General features: G+C 73.8%; 14 protein-coding genes. 7 read left to right on the top strand and 7 right to left on the bottom strand.

Features of this window, described 5'->3' with window-relative positions:
- Positions 1-61: 61 nt before the first annotated feature.
- Positions 62-643, bottom strand: a complete 582-nt coding sequence (locus CCN56_RS19185) for a TMEM165/GDT1 family protein (protein ID WP_086828415.1) — start codon at positions 641-643, stop codon at positions 62-64.
- Positions 644-941: 298 nt separating this feature from the next.
- Between CCN56_RS19185 and CCN56_RS19180 the strand changes: the two genes are divergently transcribed.
- From CCN56_RS19180 to CCN56_RS19170, 3 genes are read left to right on the top strand one after another with little or no spacing between them, the layout of a single operon-like run.
- Positions 942-1,529 carry a TetR/AcrR family transcriptional regulator gene (locus tag CCN56_RS19180; RefSeq protein WP_086828413.1) on the top strand — a complete coding sequence of 196 codons (588 nt, stop codon included), beginning with the start codon at positions 942-944 and terminating at the stop codon, positions 1,527-1,529.
- A complete protein-coding gene (locus tag CCN56_RS19175; RefSeq protein WP_086828411.1) occupies positions 1,526-2,962 on the top strand; it encodes an MFS transporter in 1,437 nt (478 codons plus the stop codon). Before CCN56_RS19180 ends, CCN56_RS19175 begins: the two co-directional genes overlap by 4 nt.
- Position 2,963: 1 nt before the next feature.
- Positions 2,964-4,076, top strand: a complete 1,113-nt coding sequence (locus tag CCN56_RS19170) for a PP2C family protein-serine/threonine phosphatase (protein WP_086828409.1) — start codon at positions 2,964-2,966, stop codon at positions 4,074-4,076.
- On the opposite strand, the gene CCN56_RS19165 is transcribed toward CCN56_RS19170, so the two are convergent.
- Entirely contained in the window at positions 4,073-4,942 is an 870-nt protein-coding gene (locus CCN56_RS19165) for a carbon-nitrogen hydrolase family protein (protein WP_086828408.1), read from the bottom strand. The two genes, CCN56_RS19170 and CCN56_RS19165, sit on opposite strands and share 4 nt — an antisense overlap.
- A gap of 5 nt (positions 4,943-4,947) precedes the next feature.
- Positions 4,948-6,441: an APC family permease gene (locus CCN56_RS19160; protein ID WP_086828406.1), complete on the bottom strand. Its 1,494-nt coding sequence runs from the start codon at positions 6,439-6,441 to the stop codon at positions 4,948-4,950.
- Positions 6,442-6,577: 136 nt separating this feature from the next.
- Here CCN56_RS19160 and CCN56_RS19155 point away from each other — a divergent pair, with 136 nt between their 5' ends.
- The 3 genes from CCN56_RS19155 (at position 6,578) to CCN56_RS19140 (ending at position 10,794) form a co-directional block, all read left to right on the top strand.
- Entirely contained in the window at positions 6,578-7,180 is a 603-nt protein-coding gene (locus CCN56_RS19155) for a TetR/AcrR family transcriptional regulator (protein ID WP_086828405.1), read from the top strand.
- A 494-nt stretch (positions 7,181-7,674) separates the two neighbouring features.
- Positions 7,675-8,730, top strand: coding sequence for a magnesium and cobalt transport protein CorA (locus CCN56_RS19145; RefSeq protein WP_086828403.1), 1,056 nt, complete (start codon positions 7,675-7,677; stop codon positions 8,728-8,730).
- 174 nt (positions 8,731-8,904) lie between these two features.
- Positions 8,905-10,794 (top strand): CocE/NonD family hydrolase C-terminal non-catalytic domain-containing protein, encoded by a 1,890-nt coding sequence (locus tag CCN56_RS19140; protein ID WP_256962042.1) that lies wholly within the window; start codon positions 8,905-8,907, stop codon positions 10,792-10,794.
- A gap of 60 nt (positions 10,795-10,854) precedes the next feature.
- Here CCN56_RS19140 and CCN56_RS19135 read toward each other — a convergent pair whose 3' ends face one another.
- Both CCN56_RS19135 and CCN56_RS19130 read right to left on the bottom strand, forming a co-directional pair.
- Positions 10,855-12,219 (bottom strand): NtaA/DmoA family FMN-dependent monooxygenase, encoded by a 1,365-nt coding sequence (locus CCN56_RS19135; RefSeq protein ID WP_086828399.1) that lies wholly within the window; start codon positions 12,217-12,219, stop codon positions 10,855-10,857.
- A complete protein-coding gene (locus tag CCN56_RS19130) occupies positions 12,216-13,331 on the bottom strand; it encodes an LLM class flavin-dependent oxidoreductase (protein WP_086828397.1) in 1,116 nt (371 codons plus the stop codon). Before CCN56_RS19130 ends, CCN56_RS19135 begins: the two co-directional genes overlap by 4 nt.
- 458 nt (positions 13,332-13,789) lie before the next feature.
- Between CCN56_RS19130 and CCN56_RS19125 the strand changes: the two genes are divergently transcribed.
- Entirely contained in the window at positions 13,790-14,959 is a 1,170-nt protein-coding gene (locus CCN56_RS19125) for an alpha/beta hydrolase (protein WP_086828395.1), read from the top strand.
- Positions 14,960-14,978: 19 nt separating this feature from the next.
- On the opposite strand, the gene CCN56_RS19120 is transcribed toward CCN56_RS19125, so the two are convergent.
- The gene (locus tag CCN56_RS19120; RefSeq protein WP_179199903.1) at positions 14,979-15,563 is read right to left on the bottom strand and encodes a nucleosidase; all 585 of its coding nucleotides are present in this window, start codon (positions 15,561-15,563) and stop codon (positions 14,979-14,981) included.
- A gap of 104 nt (positions 15,564-15,667) precedes the next feature.
- Positions 15,668-16,110: VWA domain-containing protein (locus tag CCN56_RS19115; RefSeq protein WP_143664560.1), on the bottom strand; the 443-nt coding region annotated here is incomplete at its 5' end.

Here is a 16,110-nt window from a genome sequence, read left to right as displayed (position 1 = left end):
TCGCTCCGGTGCACGCCCCGCCTCGGAGGGGGACGGGGCGTGCACCGGAGCGAGGGTGTGCTCAGCCGGTGAAGACCTCGGTCAGGGACCAGATCGCGAGCCCCGCCATGCAGACGCCGCCGATGCGCTGCACGATTTTGAGGGGGACGCGCTTGGCGATGAACCGGCCCGCGATCAGAGCGAGGGCGGAGACCGTCGTCAGGGCGGCGAAGGAACCGATCGCCGTCGACCAGGTGCCGTTGGTGGCGGCCAGGTTGGCGGTGGTGATCTGGGTCAGGTCGCCCCACTCGCTGATGAAGACGGCCATGAACGCGGTCGAGAAGACGGGCCAGAAGCCGCTGACCGCCCGGCCGCCCTCGTCGGCCTCGTCGTCGCCCCCGCCGCGCAGCAGCATGAACGCGCCGAAGCCGAACATCAGGGCCGAGACCAGTTTGACCGACCAGCCCGGCAGCAGCCCGAGCAGGCTGCCGGCGCCCACCGCGATGGCGACGTGGGCCAGAAAGGCGGTGGAGGTGCCGATCCACACGTACAGCGGACGCATGCGCGTGCCCATGGCGAGGGACGCGAACATCGTCTTGTCGGGAAGCTCGGCGAGGAAGATCAGCCCGAAGGCGGTGAGGATCGCCAAGGGGTCGAGGTGCATACCGGGGCTCTCTGCTCGGTCCGGGCCCTGCGGCTCCGCACGACACCTCGGTGGGCGACGGGAGGACCACTCGGCCCGGCATGACGGACCACGCCCACGGGAACGCGGACGCGGCTGTTGCCTGGCCGAAGGTCTCGCCCGTCCGCGTCGTGCGCGGACCCGGTCACCGGGAACCCGGGGGTTCCAGTGTGTCGACGACCGGTTCGCAGGGCTACTCCCCTTCGCTGTCGCCCAGTGTAACGGATCGGGGCGCGAGAGTGGGTAGACACTGTCTACTCGATCTTGGTAGACAGTGTCCATGTCGCTGAATGAGAACGACCACGAGGACGGGCTGCGCGCCCGGCTCGTCCGGGTCGGCGTCGAGCTGGTGAACGCCGAGGGGATCCAGGCCCTCTCCCTGCGCGAGATCGCCCGCCGCGCCGGCGTCTCCCACGGAGCCCCCCGGCGGTACTTCCCGGCCCACCTGGACCTGCTGTCCGCCATCGCCCGCCAGGGCTTCGCCGAACTGGCCGCGCGCGTCGCCGAGGAGGACCCCGAGGGGGCCCCGGCGCGCGAGCGGATCGAGGTGCTCGCCCGCGTCTACCTCGACTACGCCGGCACCCGGCGCGGCATGTACGAGCTGATGTTCCGGCACGACCTCCTGGAGAGCGGCCGGCTCGGGCTGCGCGAGACCAGCCTGCCGCTCTTCGCCCACCTCACCGGCCTCGTCGCCCGGGTCCGCCCGGAGGCCGACCCCGTCCTCCTCGCCGGCGCCCTCTGGGCCAACCTGCACGGCATCGCCCAGCTCTGGCACTGGGGCAGCCTCCCCCTCGCCACCGGCGGCGACGACCCAGGCCCTCTGCTGTCGGCCGCGCTCGACGCCCACCTGGGGAGGCCCGCCCAGTGAACCGCACCCTCGCCTGCAGCGTCGTCGGCGCCGCCGTCGTCGCCCTCGACGGCACCGTCCTGACCGTCGCCCAGCCCGCCCTCCAGCGCGACCTCCACGCCCACGTCGGCCAGGTCCAGTGGACCAGCACCGGCTACCTCGTCGCCGTCGCGAGCCTCCTCGTCCTCGCGGGCCGCCTCGGCGACCGGTACGGCCACCGCCGGGTGTTCGCCGCCGGCGCGCTCGGCTTCGCCGCGGCCTCCACCGGGATCGCCCTGGCCCCCGGCATCGGCACCGTGATCGCGCTGCGCGTGCTCCAGGGCGTGTGCGGGGCGCTCCTCCAGCCCGCCACCCTCGGCATGCTGCGCGCCGCCTACCCGCCGGAGCGCCTCGCGACCCCGATCGCGGTACGCACCGTCGCCATCGGCCTCGCCGCGGCGGCCGGTCCCCTCGTAGGAGGCGCCCTCGTCTCCTCGTACGGCTGGCGCGCGGTCTTCCTCCTCGGCGTACCCCCGACCCTCGCGATCGGCCTGCTGGCCCTGACACCACCGGACCGCGCGGCCGCGCCGGACCACTCACCGACGGGCTCTGCCGACCGCCCCGCATCCCGCCTCGCCGCGCTCGACCCGTTCGGTGCCCTCCTGCTCGCCGTCGCGCTCGGCCTGCTCGTCCACGGGCTCGTCGAGGCGTCCCGCCCCGGCGGCGCCGGGGCCGCCGCCCTCGCCTGCGGCGCGGCCCTCGGCGCCGGTGCGGTCTTCGCCCGGCACGAGCGCAGGGTCGCGCATCCCCTCCTGCCCCCGGAGCTGCTCCGGAGCGTGCCGGTCGTCGCGGGGCTCGCCGTGCTCCTCGCGGCCTCGGCGGCCCTCTCCGGCTCGCTCTTCGTGACGACGTACTTCCTCCAGGACGCCCAGGGGCTCGACCCCCTCGACTGCGCGCTGCGCGTCCTGCCCCTCGCCGCCCTCATGGTCCTCGGCGCGCCCTTCTGCCCGCGGCTCCAGCGCCGCTTCGGCCCCCGGCGCACCGCCACCGCGGGAGCCGCGCTGCTCGCGCTCGGGGTCCTGCTGCTCGCCCGGCTCGACGCGACGGCCGGCGCGGCCTCCGTCGGCGTCGCCTCCGCGCTCCTCGGCGCCGGATTCGTCACCCTGATGGTCACCGCGACCTCCGTCGTCGTGCACCGCGCCCCCGAGGCGCACGCCGGGGTCGCCGGCGGCCTCCAGCAGACCGTGATGAACGTCGGACCGGCCCTCGGCGTCGCCACCGCGACCCTCCTGCTCGCCCTCGTGCCGGACGGCGGCTTCGTACCGGCCCGGGGCGCCGCCCTCCCGGCCCTGGCGCTGATCGCCGCGCTCACCCTCCCCGCCGCCCTCGTCCTGCCCGGCCGCGCCGACCGCCGGGGGACACGCCCGGAGCCGACGACACCCCGGCCCGGCCGACGGCCCTGCGTACGATCATGAGATGCCCGCAGCCGGTCACCGTAGCCCTCCCGGCACGGCGACGCGCACCCAGTTCAACCTGGGTCGCGCCCTGCCCTTCCTGGTCCTGGTCCTGACGGTCGTCGTCGATCTGCTCACCCCCGACCGGGAGCGTTTCGACCGTCTCCTCGTCGCCGCGCCCGCGCTCGCCGCCGTCACCTGGAGCGTGCGCGGGACCGTCGGCATCGGGCTGATCGCGATGGGCGTCCGCGCGCTCCTCAGCCTCGCCAGGGGCGAGGAGCCCGGCCATGAACTCCTCGCCAGCGAGTCCGTCATCGCCGCGGTGACCGCCACCGCGGCCTGGGTCAGCCGGGTCAGGACCCGCTACGAACAGGACCTGCGGGAGGTCACCGCCGTCGCCGAGGTCGTCCAGCGGGTCGTCCTGCGTCCGCTGCCCGAACGCCTCGGACGGTTCGACCTGCATCTGCTGTACGTCGCGGCCGCGGCCAAGGCGAGGATCGGCGGCGACTTCTACGAGGCCGTCAGGATCCCCGGCGCGGTGCGCGTCATGCTCGGAGACGTCCAGGGCAAGGGCCTCGGCGCCGTCGAGACCGCCTCCGTGCTGCTCGGCTCCTTCCGCTCCGCCGTCAACGACGCCCGCGACCTCGCGGCCCTCGCGGACCGGCTCGACGAGGGCCTCGCCCGCTACGGCGCCTGGGACCCGGACTCCGACGCCGCCGAACGCTTCGCCACCGTCGTCCTGGCGGAGTTCCCCGACGGGCGTGACGTCGTACGGCTCCTCAGCTGCGGCCACCCCGCCCCGCTGCTCCAGCGCGCGACCGGCGTCGAGCCCGTGCACTTCGCCGACCCCTCGCTGCCCGTCAACCTCGCGGGCCTCGCCGAGAACCACCACCGGATCGAGGAGGTGCCGTTCGGTCCGGGGGACCGGCTGCTGCTCTACACCGACGGCGTCAGCGAGACCCGCGACCGGGCCGGCACCTTCTACCCGCTGGAGCTGCGCCTGCGCGGCTGGGCCCGGGAACCGGCCGCGGAGCTGCCCGCGCTCCTCCACCGCGACCTCGCCGCCTACGGGGCGGACGGCCTCGACGACGACGTCGCCGCCGTCCTCGTGGTCTGCCCGCCCGACGCACCCTAGGCCTCTTCGCGCGACGGCACCGGCCGGAACGTACCCCCGTACATGGGCAGTTCGATCCGCTCGCCGTAGCGGGCGAGCTGGGCCCAGGGCCGGTTGATGCCGGCGGAGCCGTACGTGCGCACGCGCGTGACGGCGTCGAGGTCGAGGACGTCGACGAGGACCTCCTCGCCGGTGCCCGCCTGCTGGCGGACCGTCCCCTCCGGGTCGACGATGACGCTGGCGCCGACGCCGGCCGGGTCTGCGGCGTTGACGTTGACGACGTACACCTGGTTGGTCCAGGCGTTGGCCCGGGCGCAGACCAGTTCCATGTCGCGGTCGCGGGTGGTGGTCAGCGTCGGCTGGATGATCACCTCGGCGCCCAGCCAGGCCAGCTGCCGCGCGGTCTCGGGGAACGAGCCGTCGTAACAGATGGCCAGGCCGGCGCGGCCGATGCCGGGCAGGTCGAAGACGACGAACTCGCTGCCGGGCCGCGTCTGCTCGTACGGCTGCCAGGGGAAGACCTTGCGGTAGCGGGCGGCGATCTCGCCCTCGGGGGAGACGGCGAGGGCCGTGTTGTAGACGTGACCGTCGTCGCCCTGCTCGTACACGCTGCCGGGGACCAGCCAGAGGCCGGTCTCGCGGGCCAGGGCGCACAGCCGGTCCGTCAGCGGTCCGGGGACCGGGACGGCGGCCTCCCGCATCCACTCCGCGCGGGCCTGGAGCAGCGGTGCCTCCGCGGAGAGCAGCAGCTCCGGGACGACGACGAGCTGGACGTGCGGGAAGGTGCCGCGGACCGCGCGGACCTGGTCGGCGAACCGTTCCCAACCGGCCTCCGGGTCGTGGGCGACGGGGGTGGTCTGGACGGCGGCGATGGCGAGGGTGCGCATGGGGCTCAGTTCTCCGTGACGGACAGGGTGGTGACGGCCGTGCGGCCGTGCTGGAAGAAGCGGCGGTGGCGGATGCGGACGAGCAGCATCACGACGGCTCCGAGGACGATCGAGCCGACGCCGAGGAGGAAGACCCCGCCGACTCCGCCGATCGACGTGGAGCCGTAGGCGGGGTCGGCCATGTCGTAGGCGCTGCGGACGAACGCCGCCAGCATCATCAGGCCGCCGGTCGCCGGGAGGACGCCCTTGACCAGCAGGTCGCGCGGGGAGTTCCGCAGCTGCCGGCGGAAGACCCAGGCGCAGGCGAAGCCGGTGACGCCGTAGTAGAAGGCGATCAGCAGGCCGATCGACAGGATCGCGTCGCCGAGGAAGTCGGCGGAGACCAGGGTGAGCAGGACCAGGACGACGGCCGCCGCGGCACCGAAGAACACCGTTCCGAAGGCGGGGGTGCGAAAGCGCGGGTGCATGCGTCCGAAGGCGGCGGGCAGGGCGCCGTGCGCGCTCATCGAGAGCGTGCTCCGGGGGCTGGAGCCCGCGCAGGTCAGCAGGGCGCCCACGGCCGAGACGGCGATGGCGAGCGTGACGACCCGGCTCGCGGCGCCGCCGAGGACGGTGGGTGAGAGGAGGGTGAGCACGTCGGCCGCGTTCTCCGCGTTGCCGAGTCCGAGGCCTCCGGTGCCGGTCCCGGCGAAGGAGATCGCGGCGAACGCGGTGAAGAGGTAGGTGACGAGCAGGACCAGGGTGGAGGCGACCGCGGCCCTGCCGGGGGTGCGGTCGCTGTCGACGGTCTCCTCGTTGAAGGTGATCAGGGCGTCCCAGCCCCAGTAGATGAAGAGGCAGAGGAGCACCGCCTCGGCGAAGGAGCCGAAGTCGTCGAAGGCGAAGGGGGAGACCCAGCTCGGGGACGGGGTGGCGGCGCCGTCCCGGGCGAAGGCGGCGACGCCGAAGGCGAGCATCGCGAGGAGCTGGAGGCCGAGCATCGCGTACTGCACGTGGGCGGCGAGCTGGATGCCCCGGTAGGCGACGGTGACGACCAGGGCGATCAGGGCCACGGCGACGGCGGTCACGGCGAAGGTGCTGTCGGCGGCCGCGTCGAGTCCGAGGAAGGCGAGGGTCGCGGAGGCTCCGACCTGGGCGAGCGTGGTCATCGCGAGGACGGTCGCGACCAGGACGGTCCAGCCGCCCGCCACCCAGCCGACGGCCGGGCCGAACGCCCGCGTGTTCCACACGAAGGTCGTGCCGCAGTCCGGCATCCGCCGGTTGAGCTCCCGGAAGGCGAAGGCCGTGAGGAGGATCGGCACGAAGCCGAGGACCAGGGCGGCGGGGGCCAGGTCGCCGACCACGAGGGTCACCAGGCCCAGGGTGACGGCGATGCTGTAGGCCGGGGCGACGGAGGCGAGCCCGAGGGCGATCGTGGCGAGGAGGCCCACGGAGTCGCCCTGCAGGCCCTTCTCGAGGGGTGGTGCGGAAGGGGGTGGGGTGTCGGATGCGCTGGTCATGAGGGCCTCCTGGTGAAAAGCGTACGGACGTCCCGTATTCGTTAAACGGAGATTTAAGGAATCGTGCGTGGTGCGGTCAAGGTCTCGGGCTGTATGTTTTGGTTTCGATTTAGTTCACGAGGCGGTGGAGAGCTCGGTGGCGCGGAACAAGGACCAGGAGGCCCGGCGTGCCCAGCTGGGTGAGGCGGCGGCGCGGGCCCTGCTCAGCCGGGGCCTCGAAGGCCTCCGGCTGAAGGACGTCGCCGCGGAGGCCGGGGTCACGCCGGCGGCGGTCCTGTACTACTACGAGGACCTCGACGCCCTCATGTACGAGACCTTCCAGCAGGCCATCGAACGGTTCTGCCAGGAGCGCGAGGCGGCGGCGGAGCGGGAGGCGGACGCGCGGAGCCGACTGCGCAGCTGCATCGCCGCCGGGGTCGCGTCGGGTCCCCGGGACCGGCTGCCCCGGCTGCTGTTCGAGTACTGGCCCCGCGCCCTCCGCGACCCGAAGGCCGCCGCCCTCGACAGCGTCCTGACGGAGCGCCAGATCGGCGTCTACCAGGGGATCCTGGTGCTCGGCGAGGCCCAGGGCCACTTCACCCTGGCGGATCCGGCCCGCCTGGTCGCCGCCAACTTCGTGGCGATGGAGGACGGCTACCAGATGGACGTCCTCGCCGGCCGCCGCTCCCCCCGGGAAGTGATCACCGCCCTGCACTCCTACGCCCGCGCCGCGACGGGATACCTTCCGGACGCGCCGTGAGCCGCCCCACGAGGGCCGTGAACCACCCCACGAGGGGTGGGCGTCGTCCGAGCGGGGGTCGGTGCGGACGCCGGTGATCACCACGGCGATCAGGGACGGTGCGATGCCGGTCTCGTACGTGTCGAACGGGGGGTCGCCGATCGACCCTCCGGTAATCGCGCCCCGCACGCCCCTGGCCGTGAGCCGCTCGTGCGCCTTGGACTCCAGGTCGCCGAGGGTCGCCGCAGAGGTCTGGAGACGAGATCGGCCACGGGGAGGCCCCGTTCTCCTCGGTGAGGGCCCCATGGGGTGACCCGGATCCGCAGCGCAAGCTCCCGGGCCGCGGCGCCGACCGGACAGCCCGGTCGTCCCGACGGGGGCGGGGCTGCCGACGTCGGCCGTGAGGACATTCCCGACGCGTCGGAGGAGCATCTATTGCTGTGAGGCCGACACGGCGCGCCACGTCGCCGGTGGGCAGAAGACGGCGCACTTCGGTCGGCCGCGAGGAGGAGGCCATGATCGTCGACTGCGCACATTACCGGGACGGGCGCCGGCAGCACGAGGGCGCGATGCCGCTGGAGCAGGCGGCCGCGCGCTGCATGATGGGCGGCTTCGTCTGGCTGGGCATGTTCGAGCCGGGCCCCGAGGAGCTGAGCCGTGTCCGTGAGGTCTTCGGTCTGCACGAGCTCGCCGTCGAGGACGCCCGGACGTTCCACCTCCGGCCGAAGGCCGAGCAGTACGAGGACGGCACGGAACTGATCATCCTGCGCACGGCACGCTATGACGACGAACGAGAGGAGGTCGACACCGGCGAGATCAGCGTCTTCCTCGCCGAACACTTCGTGATCACCGTGCGCCAGGGCGTCGCGAGCGAGCTGCGCGGAGCCCGGAGCCGGCTCGAAAGCCGCCCCGAACTGCTGAAGGCCGGCAGCGCCTCCACGCTGTGGGCCATCTTCGACCAGGTGGTCGACAGCTACGCGCCGGTCGTCGAGGAGCTCGAACGCGACATCGAGCAGATCGAGGCCACCGTGTTCTCCGGGGCGGTCGCCCCGACCGAGAGGATCTACTTCCTGCGCCGCGAGGCGACGGACTTCTACCGCGCCGTGCACCCGCTGCTCGCCGTGCTCGGCCGGCGCCTGCAGCCAGGCAAGTCGCCCCCCGCGCTCCTGCCGTACATCCGCGACGTGCACGACCACCTGCTGCTGGTCAACGAGGAGGTCGCCGCCCAGCGCGACCTGCTGACCACCGTCCTGGAGGCGAACATCGCGGTCATCTCCGTCGAGCAGAACAAGATCAACCTTCGGCAGAGCGCCACGATGGAGCGGCTCACCATCCTCGCCAGCGTGTTCCTCCCGATGTCCTTCGTGGTCGGCTTCTTCGGGCAGAACTTCGACTGGCTGGTGACCCACATCAGCGGCTTCGCGACGTTCCTCACCCTCACCGTCTGCGGACTGCTGCTGCCCTGCCTGATGCTCTACCTCTGGCTGCGCCGCCGTCGCAGCCACCCGCCACCCCTGATGGCCGAGGTGCCCCCCGTCGTACGAGGCCGGGCGGAGACCCCCACGGAGTGAGGAAGGCGCCGACGAGCACCAAACACCGACTCCGGGGCGGCTTGTGTCGTTGGCGCCCGGTTGCGCGTCCCGTGCGCCGTTCGTGCGCTCTGGTCCCTCCGTTCCCGGTACGTGAGGCTTGCGACGGTCCGCAGTGCGGACAGCCAGCAGCCCAGTCGAGAGGAACGGGTGCACGTGCCCCAGGACAACCCCTTCGCCAACGGATCGTCCGAAGAATTCCCCGGCTTCCCGGGCGTCACGGTGGGTCTCACCGCCGCCGAGGCCTCCCGCATCGCCGGCCGCGGCCTCTGGGCCGCCGACGGAACCGTCGACCCCGACGTCGTCCGGCTCGCCCAGACCCTCACCACCGCCCTCCTGAACGGAAGCGGCGATGAGCTCCTGCTCCCCGCCGAACTCGCCGCGCACGTCGAGGAGGTACGCGGCCTGGCCCTGCCCGCGTACCACCGCGTCGAGGCCACGGACGGCATCCGGCTCTCCGCCTTCAGCCTCCGGCAGCTCGGCCCCGGCCCGCACCCGCTGGTCGTCGTCCCGGCCGGCTGGACCCCCTTCGGCTGGCCGCTGTTCCTCTGGTCGTACCTCTCCCTCGCCCGCCGCGGCTACCACGTCCTCGCCTACACGCCCCGCGGCCTCGGCATCCCCGGACTGCCCTCCACCTCCGAGGGCTTCGTCGACGTCGCGGGACCCCACGACTGGGCCGACGGTTCCGCCGTCATCGACTTCGCGCACGAGCACCTCGCCCCGAGCGTGATCGGCTTCCTCGGCGAGTCCTACGGCTCCGGCATCAGCCAGCTCGTCGCCGCCCACGACGACCGCGTCGCCGCCGTCGTCGCGCTCAGCACCTGGGGCAACCTCGCCACCAGCCTCTACGACCACGACACCCGCCACCTCGCGGCGGTGAAGGCCCTCCTCGCGCTCACCGGCGGCCCGGTGGAGACCAAGTTCGACGAGGCCAACCAGGAGATCCTGGCCGACTTCCTGGCCGACCGGAACCTCGACAGGGTCGTCGAATGGGGCCGGCTGCGCGCCCCCGAGTCGTACCTCCACCTCACCAACGACAACGAGACCCCCACCTTCTTCTCGAACACCTGGCACGAGGGGCTCTTCGCCGTCAACCAGCTCCTGGAGACCTTCAACGGCCTCGACGTCCCCAAGCGGCTCAACCTCTGGATCGGCGACCACGCCGCCCCCGAGGGCCCGGGGCTCATCGGCACGGAGCCCGGCAGGGTCAACGTCCCCATGGCCGAGGCGTACGCCTGGCTCGACCACCACCTCAAGGGCGAGCGCAACGGGGTGGAGGACTGGGCACAGGTCTGCAACCAGGTGATGTTCACGTACGTCACCGAACCCGTCCCGGACCCCGGCACCGGAGAGCCGACCGGCGAGAACCGGATCGTCGAGGAGGCGTTCCGGGAGGAAAGCGCCGACTGGAGCCGGGTCACCACCGGCGTCGAGGTCCTCGGCCTCACCGGCGACGGCGCGGGCGGCACCGACGGCCGGCTCCTCCCCGCGGGCGAGACCACGGACGCCTCGGAGGTCACCGGCTGGCGCCGCGCGTTCCTCGCGGGCGTGGACACCGAGGCCACCGTCATGGACGCGCTCATGAAGACCGGCCGGGAGGAACGGGCCGGCAACCCCAAGACCTACGACACCCGCAAGATCGACCGACGGCACGCCGTCGTCTGGACCACCGCACCGCTCACCGCCCCGGAAGGGAAGGGCACTGCGGGCCGCCGCGTCCGGGGCATCCCGCGGCTGCGCCTCACCGTCCGCTCCACGGCGGCCTCCGCCTGCCTCGTCGCCCACCTCTTCGACGTCGCCGAGGACGACACGGCCCGGATCATCACCCACGAGCCGCTCAACGTGTACGGGCTGACGCCCGAGCAGGACCGCACCGTGACCTGGGAGCTCCAGGCCGCCGCCTACGACATCGCCACCGGGCACCGGCTGATGCTGGTCGTCGACAGCAAGGACCCGCTGTACGGCGACGCCTCCGTCACCTGGACGCAGACCGTCGTCAGCTCCCCGGAGGGCGCGCCGGCCTTCCTGGAACTGCCGCTGGGCTGAGGACGGGACAGGACGACGGAGGCGGGTGCCCGGGAATCCCGGGCACCCGCCTCCGCGATGTCACGCCACCGGCGCGAGCCCCAGATGCTCCCGGAGCGTCGCCCCCGTGTACGCCGTCCGGTACGCGCCCCGCTCCTGGAGCTCCGGCACGAGCAGCTCGACGATGTCGTCGAGTCCGTCCGGCACCAGGTACGGCGAGATGTTGAAGCCGTCGATCGCCCCGTGCCGGACGAACCGGGCGAACTTCTCCGCGAGCCCGGCCGGGGTGCCGACGTGACCGCGCTGCGGACCGAGCTCGATGACCGTCTCGCGCAGCGACCAGCCGTTGGCATCGGCCTTCGCCCGCCACTCGGCCACCGTGTCCAGGGTCTCGCCCAGCTGGCGGGTGCCGAACTTCCCGTCGTACGCGGCGACCACCGGATCCTCGGCGGGCAGCGGCCCGTCCGCGTCCCGCCCGGACAGGTCGAAGCCCCACAGGCGGCTCGCGATGCCCAGCGCGACCTCGGGCGTGACCTGCCCGAGGCGGACCCAGCGGGCCTTCTCCTCCGCCTCCTTCTCGGTGGCCCCGATGACGATCTCCGTGCCCGGCAGGATCCGCAGCGCGTCCTCCGGCCGGCCGACAGCCCGCAGCCGGCCCCGGATGTCCTCGGCGAAGGCGAGCGCGTCGTCGAAGTCCGTACCGTGTGCGGAGAAGATCACGTCCGCGTTCCGGGCCGCGAAGTCCCGGCCCTCCCCGGAGTCGCCCGCCTGGAAGATCACCGGATGGCCCTGCGCGCTGCGCGGCAGGGTCGGCGCCAGATCGACGTCGAAGTGGTCGGTCCGCGACCGTACGCGTCCCACCGCACCCGGCACCGACCAGGAGCGGGCGTCGGCGGAACCGGCGACCGCGCCCTCCGCCCAGCCGTTCCACACGGCGCGCGCGAGGGAGAGGAACTCCTCGGCGCGCCGGTAGCGGTCGGCGTGGTCGAGGAACCCGCCCCGCCGGAAGTTCTCGCCGGTCCAGGCGTTGTGGGTGGTCACCACGTTCCAGCCGGCCCGGCCGCCCGAGAGCAGGTCGAGACCCGCGAGCCGACGGGCGAGGTCGCCGGGCTCGTTGAAGGTGGTGTTGGAGGTGGAGACGAGACCGATCCGCTCGGTCGCGGCGGCGAGCGCCGACAGCTGGACGATCGAGTCCGGGCGGCCGGCGACGTCCAGCTCGTGGATGCCGCCCTCCGACTCGCGCAGCCGTAGCCCGTCCCCGAGGAAGAAGGCGTCGAAGAGCCCGCGTTCGGCGGTCCTGGCCACCCGAAGGAAGGTCGCCGGATCGATCTGGGAGCCGCTGGACGGGTCCGACCAGATCGTCCAGTGGTTGACGCCCTGGAAGAACACCCCGAAGTGCAGCTGGGCGTCCGGGCGCGGGACGTCGTTCACATCGGCGCGGGTCATCGGGTCTCCTCCCGGACGAGCGCGGCGGCACCGTCGGTCGTGAAGCGGCTGAGGGGCCGGGGGAGGCCCAGGGAGGTGCGCAGGGTGGTGCCCGGCAGCGGACGGGCGGCGATCCGCCGCACGAACAGCTCGGGCAGGACGAGCCGGGAGAGCACCGCCAGGTCCTCGTCGAGGACGAGCGGCCGCAGCCGCACCCCGTCGACGTGCCCGCCGAGCTCCGTGAGGAGGCCCACCAGACCGGCGGCGGAACCGGTGTACCGCAGCCGGTCCGGGCCGCCTTCCCAGGGGGCGTACCGCTCCAGGTCGACGATCCGCTCCCGGGCCGTCTCGCCCGGGGTGTCGAGGGCGACCTCGATCTCGGCGAAGGCGAGGGGCGCGCCGGCGGCCGCGGCCGCCGCGCCCGCCTCGGCCGGCGTCGCCCCGCCGACCAGCGCCACATCGGCGAGACCGGCCGGGACGAGACCCGGGCGGGCGAGGACCACGGGCCGGCCCTGCGGCGGGCGCGGCACGATCGACGGGCCCTTCACGGAGTACGTCTCCCCGGTGAAGTCGATGGCGTGGAGCCGTGAGCGGTCCAGGTAGCGGCTGGTGGCCACCGACCGGATCACCGCGTCGTCCTCCCACGAGTCCCACAGGTCCCGTACGACGCGGAGGCCGTCACGGGCCTCACGGGCGAGCGCGTCGGCGCCCTCGACGACCGGGCGCCCCCAGGCGCGGGCGGCGGCCGGATCCTCCTCGACCCCGACCACCCAGCCGGCCCGGCCGGCCGAGACGTGGTCGAGCGAGGCGAGCTGCGAGGAGATGTGGAACGGCTCGGCGTACGTGGTCGCCACGACCGGCGCCACGCCGAGGACGCTCGTCGAAGCGGCCACGAACGCGGCCCGCTCCACCGCGCCGATCCGTCCGACGGGGCCGCTCGCGAGGCCGGGCGGCAGGATCGAGTCATCCAGGGTGACCAGGGTGAAGCCGGCGTTCTCGGCGACGGCCGCGACCCGGGCGAGCCGACGCGGGGTCAGCAGTTCGCCGGGGGAGTGCGCGGCACGGCGCCACGCGGCCGGATGGGCACCGTCGCCGTCGATCTCGACGGCCAGGTGCAGGGCAGGGCGGGGCATGGGAGTCCTTCCGAACGACAGGGACGCGCGACGGTGCGGCAGCGGTGCGGGGCACGGCTGCACGGGGCCGGGCGACGGGACGTCACGGGATGCGCGGACCCACGCGGGGCGGGGTCAGGCGCGAGGGGAAGGACAGATGGCCGAGGAGGTAAGGCAGTAGTCGACGTGCCGACGGCAGACGAGGCGGGCACTCGAACGGGCGTGGGCGTGCGCCGTGGTGAGCGTTGCGAGCACGTGCGCCTCCCCCGGTTCCGGTCCCGTCCGGGTGTGCGGACGGGAACGCCCCACCATAGGCAGGGCGCCTTCCGCGCTGTCAAGATCGTCCCGAACGCCGGGACGTCGGGGCCGACAAGTCCCGCCGGGCGCCCCGGACCGGATCCCGCGTCAGACTCCTGGCTGACGGAAGGTCGGCCCGTGGAAGGACGCGCCGGTCCGCCCCGGGCGCCTAACGTGCCCGCATGATCCGATTCACCAGGGTGGCCGCGGCCGCCGTACTCGTCTGTTCCCTCGCCTTACCGGCCGGCGTCGCCACGGCCGCGGCCCCGGACACGCCGAGCGCGGGAGCCGCGGCCCAGGCCGTACGGCCCGCCGTGTTGCCGGCGCCCACCGGGCCGTACTCGGTCGGCAGCACGGTCCTGCCGCTCGTCGACCGCTCCCGTACCGATCCCTGGGTGCCCACCGCCGACGGCCGCGCGCTCATGGTCACGCTCCACTACCCGGCCGCCCACCCCGGCGGCGGCCGCCCCGCCCCGTACTCCACCCGGGACGAGGCGCGGCTGCTCGCCGAGCAGCTCGGGCCCGGCGTCTCCGGCGACGTCCTCGCCCGCACGCGCACCCACGGCAGGACCGACGTCCGGCCCGCGCCGGGCCGGCATCCGCTGGTGCTGCTCTCGCCGGGATTCAGCGTCTCCCGCTGGACGCTCACCAACCTCGCCGAGGACCTCGCCTCCCGCGGCTATGTCGTCGCCTCCGTCGACCACGCCTACGAGTCGTACGGGATCAGCCTCCCCGATGGCCGCACCCTCACCTGCGTCGCCTGCACGGCCCTCGACGGGGGCGGGGTGCACGGCAGCGTCGTCACCTCGACGCGCGCCGCCGACATGCGGTACGTCCTGGACCGGCTCATCGGGGCGGAGCCGGTGTGGCGGTACGCCGACGCGATCGACGCGCGGCGCGTCGGCATGGCCGGCCATTCCATCGGCGGGGCGAGCGCCGCCACCGCGATGGCCGCCGACCCGCGGATCGACGCCGGCGTCAACATGGACGGCTCCTTCTGGGGGGACCTTCCGACGGAGGGCCTGCGGGGCCGCCCGTTCCTGATGCTCGGAACCGACGACATGCACCGGCCCGGCGGGGGCGACGCGAGCTGGGACCGGACATGGGCCGCGCTCGACGGGTGGAAGCGCTGGATCACGGTCGCCGGATCCGAGCACTTCACCTTCTCCGACGGCCCCGTGATCCAACGTCACTTCGGGCTGCCCCAGCCCGAGCTGCCCACCGACCGGGCCGTCGCCGTCACCCGGACCTACGTCGCGGCCTTCTTCGACCAGCACCTGCGGGGGATCCCGCGCCCGGTCCTCGACGGCCCGACGGCCGCGAACCCGGAGGTCCACTTCCAGCACCGCTGACCCGCGGCAGGGCGGGGGGTCAGGAGCGGTACGGGGTGTTCGCCTCCGCCCAGTCGGCCAGCGCCCGCGCGCACTCGGCGACCGATTCCCGCCAGGTGCGCGCGGCACCGTCACCGGCCTCGTCGCTGACGTGCTTCACGATGCGCAGCGGCACCCCGGCGAGCTCCGCGGCCGCCGCGAGCGCGTACCCCTCCATGTCGACCAGGGGAGCCCGCTCCGCGAGCCTGGCGCGGGCCGCCTCGTCCGAGATGAACGCGTCGCCGGTGGCGAGGACCACGTCACCGCCGTCCGGCAGCGTCAGCGGCGCGCCGTACGTCTCGCCGGTCAGCGTGGCCAGCAGCTGACCGTCGAGGTCGTGCTGCAGCACGGTGCCGACGACGTGCGTCCCGGTCCAGCCGGGCCGCAGCGCCCCGGCCGTCCCCAGGTTCACGATCCCGGACGGCCGCGGCCCCCGGCCGAGCACGGTCGCGAGCGCGGTGGCCGCGTTCACCTTGCCCATGCCCGTCAGCAGGACGGGCAGCTCCGTGTCGAGGAACTGCGCCTCCTCCTTGACGGCGAGTACGAGCAGGGGCCGGTCGGCGGTGATCTCTCCCAAGAGTTCCATGGGGGCCACGCTAGTTCGAGGGCCCGCTCGTCGTACAACCGGGCGGGACCCGTACCGGCGGAACATCCCGCCGGTACGGGGCCGCGCCAGGCCGTGCCCCGCCCTCACACCGGCAGCAGCCGGCCGATCAGCTCCCCCAGCTGGCGGGCGTTGCGGCAGGGGCGCATCTCCACGAGTTCGGCGTAGGCCGGGGCCACCGAATCGCCCGTGCCCCACGACGAGGGCTGTTCGGGGTTGAGCCAGTGGACCCGGCGCGCGCGGTCCGCGATGAGCCGGAGCGCCGCGAGGTTGGGGTCGGCACCGTTGGTGCGGGCGTCGCCGAGGACGAAGACCACCGTGCGCGGGCCGACCGCCTCCGCGTACCGCTCGGCGAACTCCCCGAGCGCCGTCCCGTAGTCGCTCTGCCCGTGCCACCCCGTGAGCTCCGCCTCCGCGAGGATCCGGTCGCCGAGCCCCGCAGGGTCCGCCGCGCCCCGCGCGATCAGCCCGGTCACCTCGTCCACCCGGTTGACGAAGGCGAAGACCCGCACCCGGCTGAACTGGTCGT

The organism is Streptomyces sp. NRRL B-24572 (genome assembly GCF_002156145.1).
Lineage (GTDB): Bacteria > Actinomycetota > Actinomycetes > Streptomycetales > Streptomycetaceae > Streptomyces > Streptomyces vietnamensis.
This window is presented reverse-complemented; position numbering and strand designations above follow the sequence as displayed.

Excerpts from the sequence above, each read along its gene's own strand:
- CCN56_RS19185 (WP_086828415.1), bottom strand. The coding sequence starts at position 643 with ATGCACCTCGACCCCTTGGCGATCCTCACCGCCTTCGGGCTGATCTTC.
- CCN56_RS19120 (WP_179199903.1), bottom strand. The coding sequence starts at position 15,563 with ATGGAACTCTTGGGAGAGATCACCGCCGACCGGCCCCTGCTCGTACTC.
- CCN56_RS19165 (WP_086828408.1), bottom strand. The coding sequence starts at position 4,942 with ATGCGCACCCTCGCCATCGCCGCCGTCCAGACCACCCCCGTCGCCCAC.
- CCN56_RS19180 (WP_086828413.1), top strand. The coding sequence starts at position 942 with ATGTCGCTGAATGAGAACGACCACGAGGACGGGCTGCGCGCCCGGCTC.
- CCN56_RS19125 (WP_086828395.1), top strand. The coding sequence starts at position 13,790 with ATGATCCGATTCACCAGGGTGGCCGCGGCCGCCGTACTCGTCTGTTCC.
- CCN56_RS19135 (WP_086828399.1), bottom strand. The coding sequence starts at position 12,219 with ATGACCCGCGCCGATGTGAACGACGTCCCGCGCCCGGACGCCCAGCTG.
- CCN56_RS19130 (WP_086828397.1), bottom strand. The coding sequence starts at position 13,331 with ATGCCCCGCCCTGCCCTGCACCTGGCCGTCGAGATCGACGGCGACGGT.
- CCN56_RS19160 (WP_086828406.1), bottom strand. The coding sequence starts at position 6,441 with ATGACCAGCGCATCCGACACCCCACCCCCTTCCGCACCACCCCTCGAG.
- CCN56_RS19145 (WP_086828403.1), top strand. The coding sequence starts at position 7,675 with ATGATCGTCGACTGCGCACATTACCGGGACGGGCGCCGGCAGCACGAG.
- CCN56_RS19170 (WP_086828409.1), top strand. The coding sequence starts at position 2,964 with ATGCCCGCAGCCGGTCACCGTAGCCCTCCCGGCACGGCGACGCGCACC.